Annotated in this window: 13 protein-coding genes and 1 pseudogene; 5 read left to right on the top strand and 9 right to left on the bottom strand. The window is 70.5% G+C overall.

Features of this window, described 5'->3' with window-relative positions:
• The first annotated feature begins 174 nt into the window (after positions 1 to 174).
• Positions 175 to 945, top strand: a complete 771-nt coding sequence (locus ABZ794_RS16830) for a M23 family metallopeptidase (protein ID WP_357516163.1) — start codon at positions 175 to 177, stop codon at positions 943 to 945.
• A gap of 96 nt (positions 946 to 1,041) precedes the next feature.
• Here ABZ794_RS16830 and pcrA read toward each other — a convergent pair whose 3' ends face one another.
• Positions 1,042 to 3,447, bottom strand: a complete 2,406-nt coding sequence (gene pcrA, locus ABZ794_RS16825) for a DNA helicase PcrA (RefSeq protein WP_210783368.1) — start codon at positions 3,445 to 3,447, stop codon at positions 1,042 to 1,044.
• A gap of 326 nt (positions 3,448 to 3,773) precedes the next feature.
• Here pcrA and ABZ794_RS16820 point away from each other — a divergent pair, with 326 nt between their 5' ends.
• On the top strand, positions 3,774 to 4,163 hold the full coding sequence (locus ABZ794_RS16820; RefSeq protein WP_210783366.1) for a chorismate mutase: 390 nt from the start codon (positions 3,774 to 3,776) through the stop codon (positions 4,161 to 4,163).
• 170 nt (positions 4,164 to 4,333) lie between these two features.
• On the opposite strand, the gene ABZ794_RS16815 is transcribed toward ABZ794_RS16820, so the two are convergent.
• The 7 genes from ABZ794_RS16815 to ABZ794_RS16785 all read right to left on the bottom strand — a co-directional run bounded on the left by ABZ794_RS16815 (position 4,334) and on the right by ABZ794_RS16785 (position 12,602).
• The gene (locus ABZ794_RS16815; RefSeq protein WP_210783364.1) at positions 4,334 to 5,347 is read right to left on the bottom strand and encodes a dipeptide ABC transporter ATP-binding protein; all 1,014 of its coding nucleotides are present in this window, start codon (positions 5,345 to 5,347) and stop codon (positions 4,334 to 4,336) included.
• Positions 5,340 to 6,368, bottom strand: coding sequence for an ABC transporter ATP-binding protein (locus ABZ794_RS16810; protein ID WP_210783397.1), 1,029 nt, complete (start codon positions 6,366 to 6,368; stop codon positions 5,340 to 5,342). Before ABZ794_RS16810 ends, ABZ794_RS16815 begins: the two co-directional genes overlap by 8 nt.
• A gap of 25 nt (positions 6,369 to 6,393) precedes the next feature.
• Positions 6,394 to 7,362: an ABC transporter permease gene (locus tag ABZ794_RS16805; RefSeq protein WP_210783362.1), complete on the bottom strand. Its 969-nt coding sequence runs from the start codon at positions 7,360 to 7,362 to the stop codon at positions 6,394 to 6,396.
• Positions 7,355 to 8,281, bottom strand: coding sequence for an ABC transporter permease (locus ABZ794_RS16800; RefSeq protein WP_210783360.1), 927 nt, complete (start codon positions 8,279 to 8,281; stop codon positions 7,355 to 7,357). Before ABZ794_RS16800 ends, ABZ794_RS16805 begins: the two co-directional genes overlap by 8 nt.
• A 148-nt stretch (positions 8,282 to 8,429) precedes the next feature.
• Positions 8,430 to 10,067 carry an ABC transporter substrate-binding protein gene (locus ABZ794_RS16795; protein ID WP_210783358.1) on the bottom strand — a complete coding sequence of 546 codons (1,638 nt, stop codon included), beginning with the start codon at positions 10,065 to 10,067 and terminating at the stop codon, positions 8,430 to 8,432.
• 580 nt (positions 10,068 to 10,647) lie between these two features.
• Positions 10,648 to 11,334, bottom strand: coding sequence for a response regulator transcription factor (locus tag ABZ794_RS16790; protein WP_030337843.1), 687 nt, complete (start codon positions 11,332 to 11,334; stop codon positions 10,648 to 10,650).
• Positions 11,335 to 11,336: 2 nt separating this feature from the next.
• A complete protein-coding gene (locus tag ABZ794_RS16785) occupies positions 11,337 to 12,602 on the bottom strand; it encodes an ATP-binding protein (protein ID WP_091406533.1) in 1,266 nt (421 codons plus the stop codon).
• Between the two features lie 155 nt (positions 12,603 to 12,757).
• Here ABZ794_RS16785 and ABZ794_RS16780 point away from each other — a divergent pair, with 155 nt between their 5' ends.
• From ABZ794_RS16780 to ABZ794_RS16770, 3 genes and pseudogenes are all read left to right on the top strand, one after another.
• On the top strand, positions 12,758 to 14,530 hold the full coding sequence (locus tag ABZ794_RS16780) for a PspC domain-containing protein (protein WP_357516159.1): 1,773 nt from the start codon (positions 12,758 to 12,760) through the stop codon (positions 14,528 to 14,530).
• Positions 14,527 to 14,709 (top strand): annotated as a pseudogene (locus ABZ794_RS16775) (hypothetical protein); the annotation flags it as partial. The gene ABZ794_RS16780 and the pseudogene ABZ794_RS16775, both read left to right, overlap by 4 nt.
• A gap of 643 nt (positions 14,710 to 15,352) precedes the next feature.
• Complete coding sequence (locus tag ABZ794_RS16770) at positions 15,353 to 16,606, top strand: phosphatidylserine decarboxylase (protein WP_357516157.1); 1,254 nt, start codon at positions 15,353 to 15,355, stop codon at positions 16,604 to 16,606.
• Positions 16,607 to 16,667: 61 nt separating this feature from the next.
• Here ABZ794_RS16770 and ABZ794_RS16765 read toward each other — a convergent pair whose 3' ends face one another.
• Complete coding sequence (locus ABZ794_RS16765) at positions 16,668 to 17,612, bottom strand: CDP-alcohol phosphatidyltransferase family protein (protein ID WP_210783354.1); 945 nt, start codon at positions 17,610 to 17,612, stop codon at positions 16,668 to 16,670.
• Positions 17,613 to 17,925: the final 313 nt, after the last annotated feature.

Below are 17,925 nucleotides of genomic sequence, written 5' to 3'. Positions count from 1 at the left end.
CCGGTGACACCACACAGCATGATCACTTTTCCGGATAGAGCGCCGTAGAGCGGGTCATATCCGGGCAGCCATCACTTCGCCCGCCGCGCGGTCACCCGGTCCCCGCGCCCACCCCGGCTCGGCCCGACACCAGTATTTCGAGGTCAAGTGCCCCTCGACTTCTGAAGGTCCGCCGTGCAGGAAGACAGCCCCGTCCAGAACGAGAACACCCCCGACACCCCCCACACCGAGCAGCCGCAGCGCGCCGGCCGGCGGAACCGCCTCGTCGTGCTCAACGCCGCCGCCCTGGTGGCCCTCGGCCTCGGTGGCGTCGCCGTCGCCACCACAGGCGGCGACCACCCGGCACCCGCCGCCGTCTCCCTCGACGCCCAGGCCCGGGCCGAGGCCGCGAGCCGGGCCGACCGCTCGGTCCGTGGGTCGAGCACCCCGGTCGCCCCCTCGCTCAGCCCGACGCCCAGCCCGTCGGCGGTCAGCGCCAGCCCGACCCCCGCGAAGAAAGCCGCCGCGAAGGCCAAGCCGAAGCCGAAGAAGACCACCAGGCCCACACCCGCCTGGGTCGACCCGATGCCGGGCGCAGCCGTCACGTCCTGCTACGGGCAGCGTTGGGGCACCCTGCACGCCGGTATCGACCTGGCGCTGCCCTCCGGCACGCCGATCCACGCAGCGGCCGCCGGCACCGTGACCCAGGCCGGCGACGCCTCCGACGGGTACGGCAACTCCGTCTTCATCGACCACGGCAACGGGTACCTGACCCACTACGCCCACCAGAGCCGCATCGCTGTCACCGTCGGCCAGAAGGTCAAGGCCGGCCAGGTCATCGGGTACGAGGGCGCCACCGGCGATTCCACCGGTCCGCACCTGCACTTCGAGGTGCACCAGGGCATGTGGAACCAGATCGACCCGGCCCCGTTCATGCGGGCCCGTGGCGTCGACCTGGGCTGCTGAGGCGGCATCCCCCTCGGTCCACGCGCAACAGCAGGGAAGGAGTGGCGTGAGGCCACTCCTTCCCTGCTTCAGTGCGATGGTGCGGGCGCGACGGGGTCAGAGCTTGTCGACCGGGGCGTGCCGGAGCACCAGCCACATGGTCTGGTCGCCGAAGTCGATCTGCGCGCGGGCACCCGGGCCGTGCCCCTCGACGGCGAGCACCCGCCCCAACCCGTACCGCTGATGGTTGACCCGGTCGCCCGCTGACACCTTCGGCCCCTGCGGCAGCTCGCTGGCCGTGGTCAGCCGGCTGGCGTCCACGCCGAGCCGCTGGGCCAGCTGCGCCGCCTTCGGTGTGCCTCCGGTGAAGTTGCCGCGCACGCCGGGCGCGCGGTCCGCGCGACCACCGACGCCGCCGCCCCCGCCAGCCCACGAGGTGTACGACCCCTCGGTGCGCTCCCAGTGCACCAACTCGGTCGGCAGCTCCTCCAGGAAGCGCGACGGCGGGTTGTAGGACGGCTGCCCCCAGGCCGAGCGGGTCACCGCCCGGGACATGTAGAGCCGCTGCCGGGCACGGGTGATGCCGACGTACGCCAGGCGGCGCTCCTCCTCCAACTCGCGGGTGTCGCCCAGCGAGCGCAGGTGCGGGAAGACGCCGTCCTCGAGCCCGGTCAGAAAGACCACCGGGAATTCCAGTCCCTTGGCGGTGTGCAGCGTCATCAGGGTGACCACGCCCTGGTGGTCGGGGTCGTCGGAGGGGATCTGGTCGGCGTCGGCGACCAGCGCCACCTGCTCCAGGAAGCCGGCCAGGGTGGCCCGCTCGCCCTCCTCGCCCAGCGCCTCGATCCGCTCGGTGTACTCGCGGGCGACGCTGACCAGCTCCTGGAGGTTGTCCACCCGGCCGGCGTCCTGCGGGTCGAGGCTCTCCTCCAGCTCGGTGAGGTAGCCGGAGCGGGTCAGCAGCGCCTCCAGCACCTCCTCCGGGGTCCCGGTCTCGGCCAGCTCGCGAGCGCCGTCGAGCAGCGCCACGAAATCGGCTATGCCGTTGGCCGCCCGACTGGAGATGCCCGGCGCCTCCCGGGCCCGGCGCAGCGCCGCGCCGAAGGAGATCCGGTCGCGGCTGGAGAGCGCCTCGACACAAGCCTCGGCGCGGTCGCCGATGCCCCGGCGCGGGGTGTTGAGCACTCGCCGCAGGCTCACCGTGTCGTCGTCGTTGACCACCGAACGCAGGTACGCCAAGGCGTCGCGGACCTCCTTGCGCTCGTAGAAGCGCACCCCGCCGACCACCTTGTAGGGCAGGCCGACCCGGATGAACACCTCCTCGAAGACGCGGGACTGCGCATTGGTGCGGTAGAAGACGGCGACGTCGCCGGGGCGGGTCTCGTCGGCGTCGACCAGCCGGTCGATCTCCCGGGCCACCCAGTCGGCCTCGGCGTGCTCGGTGTCGGCCACGTAGCCGACGATCTGCTCGCCGGCGCCGGCCTCGCTCCACAGCCGCTTCGGTTTGCGGGAGGTGTTGCGGTCGATCACCGCGTTGGCCGCGTTGAGGATGGTCTGGGTGGAGCGGTAGTTCTGCTCCAGCAGGATCGTCCGCGCGTCGGTGAAGTCCCGTTCGAACTCCAGGATGTTGCGGATCGTCGCACCCCGGAACGCGTAGATCGACTGGTCGGCGTCGCCGACCACGCACAGCTCGGCGGGCTCCAGCCCGTCGGTGCCGGAGACCAGCTGCTTGATCAGGACGTACTGGGCGTGGTTGGTGTCCTGGTACTCGTCCACCAACACGTGCCGGAACCGTCGGCGGTAGCTCTCCGCGACATGCGGGTGGGACTGGAGCAGGTGCACCGTGGTCATGATCAGGTCGTCGAAGTCCAGGGCATGTGCCTCACGCAGCCGACGCTGGTAGAGCGTGTACGCCTCGGCCAGCGCCCGCTCGTTGGGCCCGGTGGCCCGCGCCGCGAACTGCTCCGGGTCGACCAGCTCGTTCTTGAGGTTGGAGACCTGGGCGGCCAGCCCACGCGCCGGGTAGCGCTTCGGGTCGAGATCCAGCTCGCGGGTGACCAACTGCATCAACCGGCGGGAGTCGTCCGCGTCATAGATCGAGAACGTCGACTTGAGGCCGGCGTGCTGGTGCTCGGCACGCAGGATCCGCACGCAGGCCGAGTGGAACGTCGACACCCACATCAGGCGGGCCCGGGGGCCCACCAGCGCGGCGACGCGCTCCTTCATCTCGCCGGCGGCCTTGTTGGTGAAGGTGATCGCGATGATCTCACCGGGGTGCACGTCCCGAGCGGCGAGCAGATAGGCGATCCGGTGCGTGAGCACCCGGGTCTTGCCGGACCCGGCGCCGGCCACGATCAGCAGCGGCGAGCCGGCATGGCTGACGGCGTCGCGCTGCGGCCCGTTCAGACCGGCGAGCAGCTGCTGCGGATCGAGGCGCGCGGCGGCCGCCCCGGGTCGGTGCGGGCGGGCCGGCGCGGACTCCGGCGCAGGCGGGGACGCGGGGATGTCGAAGAGAGGATGCATCGCCCGACAAGTCTATGCCGCGGGCCGGACACTGCGCCGCTGGCGCTCAGCAGCTCGTGCCCGACGGCGCGCACCACCATTCGGGACGCCCAACCGCCGGGAAGGTGCCCTTCACGACGCCGAATGCTTGCGCACCCGGCAACGACGTGGGCATACTCGACGGCGTGATCGCTGCGCGCTTCTACTTTTACTATGGCACCGGGAGTCCGGCTGCCGTAGGTCGCGCCTGATCGATTCAGACCTGCTAAAGCCCCGGGCTCCTGGAGTCCGGGGCTTTTTCCGTCCCAGGTTCCGGGCACCGGGCACCACAGTGCGAGAGGTACCCGATGATGACAGACGTGATGGAGCAGAGCGGCAGCCCGATCCGACCGGGGCAGCCCGTCGTGCAGGGGGCTGAGCCGGCGGTGGCCACACCACCGACGGGTGCGGACGCCGAGCCGGCCGAGCAGCAGACCGGCACCCAGGAGCCGTCCGCCTCGGCGCGGATCGTGCAGATCAGGGAACGGATCGACGAGATCGACCACGCATTGATCACGCTCTGGCAGGAGCGGGCCGCGTTGTCCCAGGAGGTCGGGGTGACCCGGATCGCGTCCGGTGGGACCCGCCTGGTGCTCTCCCGGGAACGGGAGATCCTGGAGCGTTTCCGGGTTGCGCTCGGCGCCGACGGCACGCAACTGGCGTTGCTGTTGCTCCGCGCGGGCCGCGGCCCGCTGTGAGCCGCCCCCAGCCCGCGCTGAACCGGGCCACGGCCACCTGGTGAGCCGCACCGCCCGTCGTGCTTGCTGACGCCGCGTGGGCGGCCGGGTGCCGCGCGGCCGATGCGGGTCACGGACAGACGAAACCGCCTGCCGTCGTCGTGGCGACGGCGGCAGGCGGTTTCGGTGACTCACACCTCGTGGCTGGCGACGATCTCGCGCTTCTCCGCGAAGTGGCAGGCGCTCGGGTGGTCCGAGTCCCGACGGATCTCCAGCAGCGGGACCTGCTCGGCGCAGACGTCCTGCGCCTTCCAGCAGCGGGTCCGGAACCGGCAGCCCGACGGCGGGCTGATCGGCGACGGCACGTCACCCGTGAGCCGGATGATCGTCTTGTTGTGCCGCTGGGTCGGGTCCGGCACCGGCACCGCGGAGAGCAGCGCCTGGGTGTACGGGTGGGTCGGTCGCTCGTAGATCTCGTCCTCGGTGCCGATCTCGACGATCTTGCCGAGGTACATCACCGCGACCCGGTCCGACAGGTGGCGGACCACCGACAGGTCGTGCGCGATGAAGACGTACGAGAGGCCGAACTCGCCCTGCAACTGCTCCAGCAGGTTCATGACCTGGGCCTGGATGGAGACGTCCAGCGCCGACACCGGCTCGTCGCAGACGATGATCTCGGGCCGCAGCGCGAGCGCGCGGGCGATGCCGATGCGCTGACGCTGACCGCCGGAGAACTGGTGCGGGTACCGGTTGATGTGCTCCGGGTTGAGCCCGACCAGGTCGAGCAGCTCGCGAACCTTGGCCCGGCGGCTGCCCTTCGGGGCCACCTCGGGGTGGATCTCGAACGGCTCACCGAGCAGGTCACCGACGGTCATCCGCGGGTTCAGCGAGGTGTACGGGTCCTGCATGACCAGCTGGATCTGCCGGCGCAGGCGCCGCAGCGCCCCACCGGACAGCTTGGAGATGTCCTGGCCCTTGTAGACCACGTTGCCGGCGGTCGGCTTCTCCAGGTTCATCAGCACCCGGGCGAGCGTCGACTTGCCGCAGCCGGACTCGCCGACCACACCGAGCGTCTCACCGGCGCGCAGACCGAACGAGACCCCGTCGACCGCCTTGACCTGACCGACGGTCTTCTTGAACACCACACCCTGCGTGACGGGGTAGTGCTTGACCAGGTCATTGACCTCGAGGATGTTCTCAGACACGGTTCACCAGCTCCTCGGCGAAGTGGCAGGCGCTGGCCCGGGCGGGGCCGACCTGCAGCAGCGGCGGGACCTTCTCCCGGCACACCGGCTGAGCCATCGGGCACCGCGGGTTGAACGGGCAGCCCGGCGGGATGTTCATCAGGTTCGGCGGGAGGCCCTTGATCGTCCGGAGCTGCTGCCCCTTCTCGTCCATGCGCGGGATCGAGTCGATCAGACCCAGCGTGTACGGGTGCGCCGGCTTGGCGTACAGGTCGTACACGTTGGCTTCCTCGACGATCCGGCCCGCGTACATGACCGCGATCCGGTCCGCGACGTCGGCGACCACACCGAGGTCGTGGGTGATCAGGATCATGCCCATCTGCCGCTCGCGCTGAAGCTCGGCCAGCAGGTCCATGATCTGGGCCTGCACTGTCACGTCGAGGGCGGTGGTCGGCTCGTCCGCGATCAGCACCTCGGGGTCGAGCGCCAGCGACATCGCGATCATCGCGCGCTGCCGCATGCCGCCGGAGAACTGGTGCGGGTAGTTGTTGAACCGGCCCTTGGCGTTCGGGATCTTGACCTGGTCGAGCATGTCGATCGCGCGCTTCTTGGCCTCGGCGCGGCCCATGCCCCGCCGGACGCGGAACTGCTCGGCGATCTGGAACCCGACGGTGAAGACGGGGTTCAGCGCGGAGAGCGCGTCCTGGAAGATCATCGCGATGCCCTCACCGCGGATGCGGCGGCGCTCCTCGTCGGCCATGCGGAGCATGTCCTTGCCGTGGAAGCGGACCTGCCCACCGGTCACGAAGCCGGGCGGCGTGTCGAGGATGCCCATGATGGTCTGTGCGGTGACGCTCTTACCGGAGCCGGACTCGCCGAGCACGGCGAGGGTCTCCCCCGCGTCGACGTGGTACGTGACCCCGTTGATGACCTTTGCGACGCCGTCCCGGGTACGGAACTCCACCCGCAGGTCTTCGACCTCGAGCAGGCGGCCGGAGGGACGCCCGGACCCGCCGGGTCCCGGCGCGGACTGCTCGGACACGAGAATGTCGGACACTGGATCTCCCCTAGCGGAGTTTCGGATCGAGGGCCTCGCGGACCGATTCACCGAGCATCACGAAGCTCAGCACTGCGGTGACGAGGAACGCGGCGGGGAAGAACACCAGCCCTGGCGCGACCCGGACGAAATTCTGCCCGTCACTGATCATGATGCCCCAGGACACCACCGGCGACTTCAGACCGACGCCCAGGAACGACAGGGTGGCCTCGGCGCCGATGAACGAGCCGACCATGATCGTGCCGTAGACCAGCAGCGGGGCCAGGCAGTTCGGCAGCAGGTGCTTGAGGATGATCCGGCCGGTGCCGGCGCCCAGCGCGCGGGCCGCCACGATGTAGTCGGCCTCCTTGGTGGCGAGCACCGAGGAGCGCATCAGCCGCATCACGACCGGCCAGCTCAGCACGATCAGTGACGCGATCACCAGGCCCATGATCTGGGCCTTGCTGTTGCCGGCGCCCGACCCGTTGAACGTGGTCAGGATGACGATCGCGCCGAGCACGAACGGCAGACCGAAGAAGACGTCGGCGATCCGGCTGAGCAGCCCGTCCACCCAACCACCGCGGTAACCGGAGATGATGCCCATGGTTCCGCCGATGAGCAGTGTGCCCATCACGGAGAGCACGGCGACCACGATGGAGGCCCGTGCGCCGTAGATGACCCGGGCGTACACGTCGCGGCCCTGCACGTCGTAGCCGAACCAGCCATTTGCGGACGGCTTGTCGAGGCTGCGGGACAGCGAGCCGTTGACCGCGTCGCCCGGGGCGAACAGCGCCGGGAAGGTGGCCATCAGCAGGAAGATCACGATCAGCGTGGCCGAGATCCAGAACAGCGGCTTGCGCCGCAGGTCCCGCCAGGCGTCGCCGAGCAGGCCGCGCGGCTTCTCGTTGCTCTGCGGCTGGCCCGCGGTGGCGGGGGCGGCGGAGTCGGTCGGGTGTGCGCCAGGGGTGCTGACGATCGATGCGGTACTCGGGTCACTCATAACGGATCCTCGGGTCCAGGGCGGCGTAGAGCAGGTCAACCAGCAGGTTCATCACGAGATAGACCAGCACCAGGACGACCACGATTCCTACCACCGTGGCGCTTTCCTTGGTGATGATCGCCCGGAAGACCTGGCGGCCGATTCCGTTGATGCCGAAGATTCCCTCGGTGACGATCGCGCCACCCATCAGGGCACCGAGGTCGGTGCCGAGCAGGGTCACCACCGGGATGAGCGAGTTGCGCAGCAGGTGCACACCGACCACCCGGCGCATCGGCAGGCCCTTGGCGATGGCGGTGCGCACGTAGTCCGCGCGACGGTTCTCGGCGATGCTCGTTCGCGCCACCCGGGCGATGTACGCCACTGACGCGCTGCCCAGCACGAAGCCCGGCACGATCAGCTCGGACCACCGCATCTCGGAGGAGACGGTCGGCTTGATGATGCCCCACTGCACGCCCAGCAGCCACTGCAGCACGAAGCCGACCACGAAGACCGGCAGCGCGATCAGGAAGAGGGTGGAGACCAGGACCAGGTTGTCCAGGAAGCCGTTACGCCGAAGACCGGACAGCACGCCGGCGCCGAGGCCGATGATCGCCTCGATGGCGAGCGCCACGAGGGCCAGCTTCAGGGTGTTCGGGTACGCAGTCAGGATGATGTCGCTGATCTCGCGTTGCTGGAACGTCTGACCGAAGTCGCCCTGGAGCAGGTTCTTCATGTAGTTGCCGTACTGCACGAAGACGTTCTGGTCGAGGTGGTACTTCTCGGTCATGAAGGCGATGTACTGGTCCGGGCAGCGACGCTCGCCGCACTTGCCGGCGAACGGATCGCCCGGAACGGCCCAGACGAGCCAGTAGATCAGGAACGTCGTACCGATGAAGACCGGCACGAGTTGGAGCAGCCGTCTCAACAGATAACGGCCCATGGGGTGGTCCTCCAGACAGGGGGCGCGTCGGACGGCCGACACGGTGGTGACAACGTGCGAGTGGAGTGTTGTAACACCCAATCGCGGAACGGCCCCGGGTCGGGCTCACCGGATGTGGCGAGCCCGACCCGGGGTCAGACCGTTCGGATCAGAGCTCGACCGAGGTGATGTCGATCTCGCCGACGTTGTTCAGCTCGAGCTTCTTGATCTTCTCCGAGTGGCCGGACTGCTGACCGTAGAAGTAGACCGGGATGCTCGGGACGTCCTGGTCGACCTTCTCGACCGCCTTGGCGAACGCCTCGTGCGAGGCCTCCAGGCTCGGAGCGCCGCTGGCCTGCTTGGCAAGGGCGTCGACCTCGGTGTTGCTGTAGAGGCCGTCGTTCGAGGAGCCGTTGGTGACGAACAGCGGGTTGACCCAGTTCTCGACGTCCGGGTAGTCCTGCTGCCAGGCAGCACGGTACGGGCCGGTCATCTTGTGGGCGTTGATGTTCTGGCGGAACACCGCGAAGGTCGGCACACCCTCGGCCCGAGCGTTGATGTTGAGGTTGGTCTTGACCTGCTGCGCGACGGCGTCCATCCAGTCCTTGTGGGCGGAGTCCGCGTTGTAGTAGAAGACCATCTCACCGGTGAAGCCACCGGCCTCGGCGAGCAGCGTCTTGGCCGTGGCCGGGTCGAACTTGCAGGCGGTGCAGTTGCCCGGCTTGGCGCCAGGGGTCAGCGGGTTCGCCCAGCTGTCGGCCGGCTTGCGGGTGCCGAAGAAGATCTTGTCCGAGATCTCCTGCCGGTTGACCGCCAGCGACACGGCACGACGCAGCTTCGGGTTCTGGAAGCGCTTGTCGTAGATCGGGAACGCGATGAACGCGGTCGACGGCGTGACGGTCGAGCGGCCCCGGTCACCGAGGTCGGTCTTCCACTTGTCACCGGCGAGCGCCGAGGTGGGAACAACCTCCATGAAGTCGAGGTTGTTGGCCAGCAGATCGGCGTAGGCGGCGTTGTCGTCCTGGTACAGCTTGACGTCGACGTCCTTGACCTTCATCTTGTCGCGAAGGTTGTAGTCGTCGAAGCGCGTCAGCTTGATGAGGGCGTTGTCCTCCCAGGACACGAACTTCACCGGGCCGTTGGCGATCGGCTTGCGGCCGAACTCTTCCGGCTTCATGGTGAAGAACACGTCCGGCAGCGGCATGAAGGCGCTGTAGCCGAGCTTGGTCGGGAAGACCGCGGTCGGCGCCGCCAGGGTGACCTCGAAGGTCTGGTCGTCGATGACCTTCAGGCCGGACATCTTGTCGGTCGTCGGCGTCGGGGCCTTCTTCGGGCCGTCCGCGCCATCCGGGTCCGTGGTGTAGGTCTGGTCGAAGCCCGCGATGTCCGCGAAGAAGGTGCCGTTCTGCGCGCCGTTCGGCGAGTAGGCGGCCCAGTTCCAGGCGTCGACGAAGTTCTTCGCCTTGACCTCGGTACCGTCGTGGAACTTGGTACCGGCCTTGATCTTGATCGTGAAGACCTTGGAGTCCGTGGTGTTGATGGACTCCGCCAGCGCGTTACGCGGGGCCCCACCGTCGTTCGGGTACTCGACCAGGCCGGTCCACATCCAGTCGATGATCTTGCCGCCACCGGTCTCCGTGGTGTTCGACGGGACCAGCGGGTTCTCCGGCTGGACGCCGTGAACAACGATCGAGCCATCCGTGCTGGCGGCAGTGTCGCCGTCGCCGCCGCTCGAGCAACCGCTCGCGACAAGCGCGGCAGCCGCGCTGAGCGCGATGGCGCTCGTCGCCCGCTTCGAGACTCTCATTCCGAGGGGCCTCCTCTTTCTAACCAGGTTCCGTCGTGGGTTTCACGCACGTTTGGGGGTGACACCGCCCGACCACCCCGGGGCGCGGGTCGCCGGGACCACAGGGAAGTTGGGGACACCCCTGATGTTCCGATCCGCCGGGCTCCCCCACCAACGAGGCTTGGCACGACGCAATCGACACAGCCACGGGCCGCCGAGATCGGCGAAATCGTGGTCGTGGGGCGTACGGAGTGCCACACACCGATGGTGAGGTGCTGCCACTGTGACACCCACTGGCCTCTTCCGTGAAGGTGCCGTTATCAAGCCGTTAGTTGCCCGCCACGTTGCCGATACTTGAAAAATGATCATAAAACGCCCGACGCGGGCGGCACTGAGCAGGAAATACGTTGCGCCACCCGAACAGTCGGCCTCGGCCCCCGCACGAGCCCCGAGGTCACCCGAGCCCGGTGGGACGTCCGTCACGACTCATGTTTCGACCCATCCGGATGAGGGCCCCCACGGCTACCCGGACACGATCATCGGCTGGGTGTACGAGGGCGCGCCGGACGTTTCTCTGATCCTCGTCGGTGCCGACCCGCCGTCACACGAGGCGGCGATCCGCCGCCCAACGGGAGAGCTCGTAGCGGTTGGACATCTGAAGCTTGCGCAACACGTTCGACACGTGCGTCTCCACCGTCTTGATGGAGATGAAGAGCTCCTTGGCGATCTCCTTGTACGCGTACCCCCGGGCCAGCAGCCGCAGCACCTCACGCTCACGGTTGGTGAGCTGGTCCAGCTCCGGGTCGGCCACCGGCGCGTCCGGCCGGGCCGCGAAGGCGTCCAGCACGAACCCGGCCAGCCGTGGGCTGAACACCGCGTCCCCGTCGGCCACCCGACGGATCGCGGCAGCCAACTCGTCCGGGGAGATGGTCTTGGTGACGTACCCGCGGGCGCCGGCACGGATCAGCCCGATCACGTCCTCCGCCGCGTCGGAGACGCTCAACGCGAGGAACTTGACCTGCGGGTGCGTACGCCGCATCGCCTCCAGCACCGCGCGACCGCCGCCGTCGGGCATGTGCACGTCGAGCAGCACCACGTCCGGGCCGACGGCGGCGATCCGGGTGACCGCCTCGGCCACAGTGCTCGCCTCGCCCACCACCTCGACGTGGGCGCCCAACTCCGCGCGCACCCCGGCTCGGAACATGGCGTGGTCGTCCACCAGGAACACCCGCAGCCGCTCGGGGCGGGCATCCGCCGGGTCGAGGTGCTCGGTCGACTGCTCGGCCATGGTCATCTGTTCCTCTCCGCTGCGGACGAGTCCCGGGAGATCGGCAGGATCAGCCGGACCTCGGTCCCCTCCCCCGGGCCGGACCGTATTTCGGCCCGTCCGCCGTGCCGCTTCATCCGCCCGATGATCGAGCCGCGTACGCCGTGCCGGTGGTCCTCCACGGTATCCGGATCGAAGCCCTTCCCCCGGTCCCGGACGAAGACACTGACCTGATCCGGTTCCACCTCGGCGTAGAGCGACACGGTCTGCACACCGGCGTGCCGGGCGGCGTTCACCAACGCCTCCCGCGCGGCCGCGACCAGCGCCCCGACCTTCTCGTCGGTCTCCCGGTCCCCCACCACCACCGTCTCCACGCTGATCGCGAAGGTGTCCTCGACCTCGGCCGCGGCCTGCTCCAGAGCGGCGGCGAAGCGCTCGCTCGGCGAAGCGGTCGGCTTGTAGAGCCAGTTGCGCAGCGAACGCTCCTGCCCTCGGGCCAGCCGCTGCACCGTCTTGACGTCGCCGGCGTTGCGCTGGATCAGGGCCAACGTGTGCAGCACCTGGTCGTGCACCATCGCGGCCAACTCGGCCCGCTCCTGCTCGCGGATGCGCCCCTCGCGCTCCGAGCGGAGCTGGCTGTACGTCCGCCAGAGCACCGGCGCGGCGACCACTCCGACACCCGCCAGCCCGACCAACGCGAAGATCACGCCATTGATCACCGCGTCGAAGTTCTGTGCCGGTGAGTAGACGGCCGCGACGCCGATGATGCCGACCGCGACCAGCACTCCCCCGCCGATGAACCGCAGCACGAAGGCCCGCCGGTCGCTCTCCTCGACGACCGCGCCGAGCCAGGGCACCGGCATCGCGTCGCCCCACTGCCGCCGCCGCTCGGGCGCGGACTGGTGCCAGATGACCCCGGCGCCGACCGCGATGATGGCCACCAACCACCCGGCGGTGCCCGCCGCGCCGACCGAGTCGAAGACCATCACCTGGATCAACAGCACACCGAGCCCGATCCCCACGAACGGCAGGAGTTGGGCGACGTCCCGCCGGGGCGGCACCGCTGTGTCACCGGGACGCAGCGGCACCACCGCCCAGAAGGCGGCGTAGAGCAGCAGGCCGAGCCCGCTCAGCCCGAGCAGGACCATGAACGCGACGCGCACCCGCAGCACCGAGATGCCGAGATGGTCGGCGATACCGGCGGCAACGCCGGCGGCCATCCGGTGCTCCGGGGCGCGGTACAGGCGCGGGGGCGGGGTCACGGTGCTGATCGGAGGCTCCCTGGTCACGGTGGCGGACAGGTCGAGGTCGGTGACTCGATCGTCACACGCTGCGGCGTCCGCGACCACGGGGACGCCCCCGACATTCCGGCCGCCGGATCTCAGGGTGGGGTCAGGGTCGGGTCCTGAGGTCGTTCGGGTGGACCGGGCAGCAGGATCGAAGCATGACCGAGGAAGCTGCCCCGCCGCCCCGACCGGGGTCGGCACAGCCGGGCGGTTCAGCACCGCCCCCGCCCACCACCACGCCCACCGAATGGACCGAGCCCAGCACGTTCGGTCCGCACTCCGGCACCGACGCGACCGCCGGCACCGCGCCCGGCGAGCCGGCCGGCGGTCACGCGCCGCCCACGGCCGGCTACGGCCCTGGCCCGGGGTTCGCGGCGGGCACCGGCTACGGCCCGGGCGGCACGCCAACCGGGCCGGGCGGTCCCGGTCCGTCCGCGCCGCCACCGCCGCTGGGCGGCACCGGCTTCACCTCGCGGTACGGGCTGGTCCGGCCGCGCGAGGGCCGGTATCTGGCCGGTGTCTGCGCGGCGATCGGGCGGGCCACCAACACCGATCCGGTGCTCTGGCGGGTGCTGCTCGCGGTGCTCGGGTTCTTCGGGGGCATCGGCATTCTGGTGTACGTCGCCGCCTGGCTGATCATCCCGAACGAGGGCGACACCGCGTCCCCCGTCGAGTCAATGCTCGGTCGCGGTCGCTCCAGCATGTCCCCGGTGACGGTGATCGTCCTGGGCATCCTGGTCGCGGCCAGCTTCGCGTACATCGTCACCGACGCCTTCCGCGCGGTGCTGCTCGGCGCGGCCATCCTGGTCGCCGGCGCGCTCCTGCTCAACCGGGACGGCCGCAACCCACGACCCGGCACCCCGGGTGGTCCGCCGCCCGCCGCACCGTCCGGCGCGGTCGTCCCACCGGTGACCTGGCCGTCGTACGGCGTGGCACCGTCGACCGGCCCGGCGGCGACGCCGCCGATGTTCAGCACCGGTCCGGGGTACCCCACCGCGACGACGGGGGCGACGCCCACCGTCACCATCCCGGCGTACGACGCGCCGCCGACCAGCGCGACGCAGCCGGTGTCCGGGGTCGGCCCGGTGTCCGGGCAACCGGCCGGCACGACGGCCGCCCAGCCCGGTTGGCCGAGCACCGCCATGCCCAGCGCCGGCTGGCCGTCGGCACCGGTGAACACACCCGCGGCCCCGGCCGGCTATCCGACCGCCCCGCCGCCCTCCGGTTACCGCCCCCCGTTCGCGCCACACGGCCCGTACGCTTCGCCGACCCCGGCCGCGCCTCCTCCGCCGAAGCCACCGAAGCCGCCGAAGCGCCCCAAGGAGCGGTCGCCGCTCGGCGCGGTGACCTTCTCGCTGATCTTCCTGGTGCTCGGTCTGGTCGCCCTGCTCGACCTGCTGGACGTCTTCGCCATCAGCGCCTCGGCGTACTTCGCGGCCGCGCTGGCCACGATCGCGCTGGGCCTGCTGGTCGGCACGTGGTTCGGGCGGGCGCGCTGGCTCATCGCGCTCGGTTTGGTGACCGCCGCGGCGCTGGGCACGGCGACCGTCGCCGAGTCCTACGACCGGATCCGGGGGGTCGACGGCGCAGTGACCTGGGCGCCCACCGACTACCGCGACCTGGCGGACCGGTACGAGAACAGCTTCGGTGACGCCGTGCTCGACCTGCGCGGGATCGACTTCGCGAAACGGGACAGCCAGGTGACAGTGGCCGTCAACTTCGGCCAGGCGACTGTGGTCGTGCCGCCGAACGTGGACGTCACCACAGTGGCCGACGTCAACGCGGGTGACGCCACCATCTTCGGCAACCGCTCCGGCGGGCTGGACGGCCGCCTGCGGGAATCCACCGACGTCGGAGCGGACGGGCCCGGCGGCGGAACCCTGCGCCTCTACATCCATGTCAATGCCGGCAACCTGGAGGTGACCCGGTGAAGGCTCACCGCACGGATCTGGTGTCGTTCGCCTTCGGGCTCGTGTTCCTGGCGCTGTCCGCCTGGTGGCTGCTCGCCCAACTGCTCGGGCTCGCGCTGCCGCCGGTCGGCTGGTTCCTGGCCGGCGCACTCATCCTGATCGGGGTCTTCGGGCTGGTCGGCGCGCTGCGCTCGGGTCGACCGAACCAGTCGGAGCCGATTGCCGAGGCCGGGGCCGTCGCGCCCGTCTCCGGCACGTCCGTCTCCGGCGCACCGGTCTCCGGTGCTCCCGTACCGGTCTCCGGTGCCGCCACGTCGACGTCCGGCACGGCCCTGCCGGTCTGGGAAGCCGAACGGTCCACCTGGGACCCGCCCTCCTCGGACCCGACGCTCGTCTCGGACCGGACCTTGGAGACGCCGACCGCCGAGGTGCGGGCGCAGGACGTGCCGGCCACCGACGTGATCCACCCGGCCTGGCTGGCACACCCGCCGTCGGAGCCGCCGACCGAGCCCATCCCTGCCCAACCCGGCGACGGAGACGACGAGCCGACCGTCGGGAGCCTCGCCCGACCGGCCTCGTCGGAGGGGGACGAGCCGACCCGGTCCGACCAACCGGTCGAGGCCGTCGGCGACCAGGCGGGTGACGACCGGGAGGGTCCGCGCAGGGAAGCCTGACCTCGGGCGGCTGTCCGCGTCGGTGCACCGCATCCCCACGGCGGTGCGGCCGGCGCGGACGGACGCATATGCTGGCTGGTGGAGATCTCGCCTCCGCCGGCCGGCCCGTCCCGCCCATGGCGGTCCCGCCGCGATTCCCGTCTCTACCCCCGTCAGGAGCCCGCCCGACATGACCCAGTCCCCCGCCGTGCGTACCACCGGCCGGTCCGGTCCGGTCCGCATCGGCGAGCGAGCCGCCCGTACCCTCGTCGCCGAGCTGGCCCGGATCAACGACCCCAAGGCCGCCCTGCTGGTAGGGGTGACCCCGGACTCCGCCGTGCTGGCCGCGGCGGTCGACGCGCTGCTCCCCGGTGACCGGCTCACCGTGGTGCCCGCCGAGCCGTTCGGCGCCGCGGCGCTCCGCGAGCACGTCACATCCCAGGGCCGCTGGGTCGCCGACCGGGTGAGCGTCGTCGACTCACTGGCCGAAGCCGAGGCCGCCGCTGTCGTCGTCGCCGGTGAGGCGTTCACCGGCACCGCCGAGGCCACCCGCAGCGGCGTCGAGGGGTTGGCCAAGTACCTGACCGACGGGGCGGTGCTGAGCGTGGCGACCGCCGCCACCCCCGGCCGGACCGAGGGTGCCGCCGCCGAGCTGGCCCGACAGGACGCCCTCTACGGCGTCGGCGCCGACCTGGTGCTGCGTAACTCCCCACCGGTGCGGGTCTACCGACTGCGGTTCACCCCGGCCAGCCCGGCCACGGCCGACAGCCTGGCCCCCGCGTACCGGCCGTCGAGCGTGCCGGTGACCAGGGGCATGCACATCGACTCCAACGGCGTGGCGGCGGCGGGCATCGCGCTGGGCCTCGCTGCGCTGGCCCAGGTGGCGCGCCCGTCGTCCAAGCTGTGGCTGCTGCCGGCCCTGGCCGCCGGGCCGGTCGCCGCGTTCTTCCGGGATCCCGAACGGGACGTGCCGGAGGACCCGAGCGCCGTGGTCGCCAGCGCGGACGGGAAGGTTCTGTCGGTGCAGCGGCTGCACGACGAGCGCTTCGGCGACGGCGAGTGGCTGCGGATCGCGGTGTTCCTGTCGGTGCTGGACGTGCACGTCAACCGCGCCCCGGTCGCCGGCAAGGTGGTGGACTACTTCGTCGCCGATGGCGGCTTCGTCAACGCGATGAAGCCGGACGCCGAGCACAACGTCGCCGCGTACACAGTGCTGGACACCGCTCGCGGCACTGTGGTGGTCGCGCAGCGGACCGGGCTGATCGCCCGCCGGATCGTGCAGCGCGCGCCGATCGGCGCGCTGCTGGCCAAGGGCGAGCGCTTCGGGCTGATCCGGTTCGGTTCCCGGACCGACGTCTACCTGCCCGCTGAGGGCGCGGACCCGCTGGTCGGGCCGGGCGACAAGGTGGTCGGCGGGTCAACTGTCATCGCCCGCTGGCGCTGACCCGCACACGAGGAACGGGGCGCCGCTGTCCGCGGCGCCCCGTACTTTCTGTCTGCTCAGATCAAGCGGTACGACGTTGCCGCAGCCAGAGAACCGGCCCGCTGACCAGGTAGCCCACCACGATCAGGGCGAACGTGAGCCGGATGTCGACAAGCGCGCCGATCACCGGGGCCAGCCAGAGCCACGGCGGCAACTTCACCAGGCGGGCCAGCTTGGCGTACGGGAAGCTCGAAACCATCGCGAAGGCCAGCAGCGCCACCCCGGCGACCAGCACGGCGCCGGGCACCGGCAGGCCGATCGCCACCGTCACGGCGAGCACCGCGGCCGCCATGGTGGTGGGCACCCCGCAGAAGAACCTGCCGTCCTTCGGCGAGACGTTGAAGCGGGCCAGTCGAATCGCGGCACACGCCGCGACCAGGGCGCACGCCACCGCCGCCGCCGCCGTGGAGACGGAGCCGGCGAGCGAGGCGTAGACCACTACCGGCGCGGCGAGACCGAACGAGCACATGTCGGCCAGGGAGTCCATCTGCGCGCCGAACGGGCTGGCCACCCCGAGCCGTCGGGCCAGCGCGCCGTCCAGACCGTCGAAGCCGACGCACGCGATCAGGCAGAGCGCCGCCATGCGCACCTCGCCCTGCATGGCCAGGAAGATGGCCAGCATGCCGAGCATCAGGCTGGCCAGTGTGCAGGCGTTGACCAGGCCGAACTTCATCCGGCGCGCGATGGTGCGCTCGCCGGGGAGCAGTGGGATCGAGTGGGCCTCGTCGGTCTGCGTCATCGGCGGCATCGCCGGGCTGACCGGCATGACCGCGTCGGCTCGGTCCAGGCCCAGTGTCGGGTCCACGCCCAGTGTCGGCCGGCTGAGCCGGTCCAGGCCGTAGCGACGGCGCTGCCGATCGGCGTACCGGTGCTCGGTCGGGGCCAGGTCGGTCGGGTGCAGGTCGCCGTCGCGGCGACCGACCCGGACCAAGAGCACCTGGCGGGCGAACGTGCTGCTGCGGCGCAACCGGCCCGCCCAGCGACGCCCTGCTGGGCGCGGACTGTCAGTAGTACGACGCCGGCGCCATGGGGCTCTCGGCACGTTTCCTCCATCACCGGATCTGCTGACCGCCGAGTGGCGGGTGTCCGGCTGTCTCGTGCCGGACCTTGCATGGCCCGGCAGCCGTTTTGCGGAGTACACCATCGCATAGGGGAACATGGCTTGGCGATAGCTGCCGGCGGTACTTATATCTGGCTTAAACCGCTCGAACCGCTCGCTTGTTCCCATCCCGGGCGTCATCGCCCGTTTCCTCCATCATTCCCGCCTTTGACTGTACCGG

The sequence above is a fragment of the Micromonospora sp. NPDC047187 genome (genome assembly GCF_040643355.1).
Lineage (GTDB): Bacteria > Actinomycetota > Actinomycetes > Mycobacteriales > Micromonosporaceae > Micromonospora > Micromonospora salmantinae.
Note: the sequence above shows the minus strand (reverse complement) of the source record. Positions and strands in the feature narration are given on the sequence as shown.

Bases quoted from the DNA above. Each gene is read 5' to 3' on its own strand.
- pcrA (WP_210783368.1), bottom strand. From the start codon at position 3,447: ATGCATCCTCTCTTCGACATCCCCGCGTCCCCGCCTGCGCCGGAGTCC.
- ABZ794_RS16820 (WP_210783366.1), top strand. From the start codon at position 3,774: ATGATGACAGACGTGATGGAGCAGAGCGGCAGCCCGATCCGACCGGGG.
- ABZ794_RS16805 (WP_210783362.1), bottom strand. From the start codon at position 7,362: ATGAGTGACCCGAGTACCGCATCGATCGTCAGCACCCCTGGCGCACAC.
- ABZ794_RS16800 (WP_210783360.1), bottom strand. From the start codon at position 8,281: ATGGGCCGTTATCTGTTGAGACGGCTGCTCCAACTCGTGCCGGTCTTC.
- ABZ794_RS16795 (WP_210783358.1), bottom strand. From the start codon at position 10,067: ATGAGAGTCTCGAAGCGGGCGACGAGCGCCATCGCGCTCAGCGCGGCT.
- ABZ794_RS16790 (WP_030337843.1), bottom strand. From the start codon at position 11,334: ATGGCCGAGCAGTCGACCGAGCACCTCGACCCGGCGGATGCCCGCCCC.
- ABZ794_RS16780 (WP_357516159.1), top strand. From the start codon at position 12,758: ATGACCGAGGAAGCTGCCCCGCCGCCCCGACCGGGGTCGGCACAGCCG.
- ABZ794_RS16770 (WP_357516157.1), top strand. From the start codon at position 15,353: ATGACCCAGTCCCCCGCCGTGCGTACCACCGGCCGGTCCGGTCCGGTC.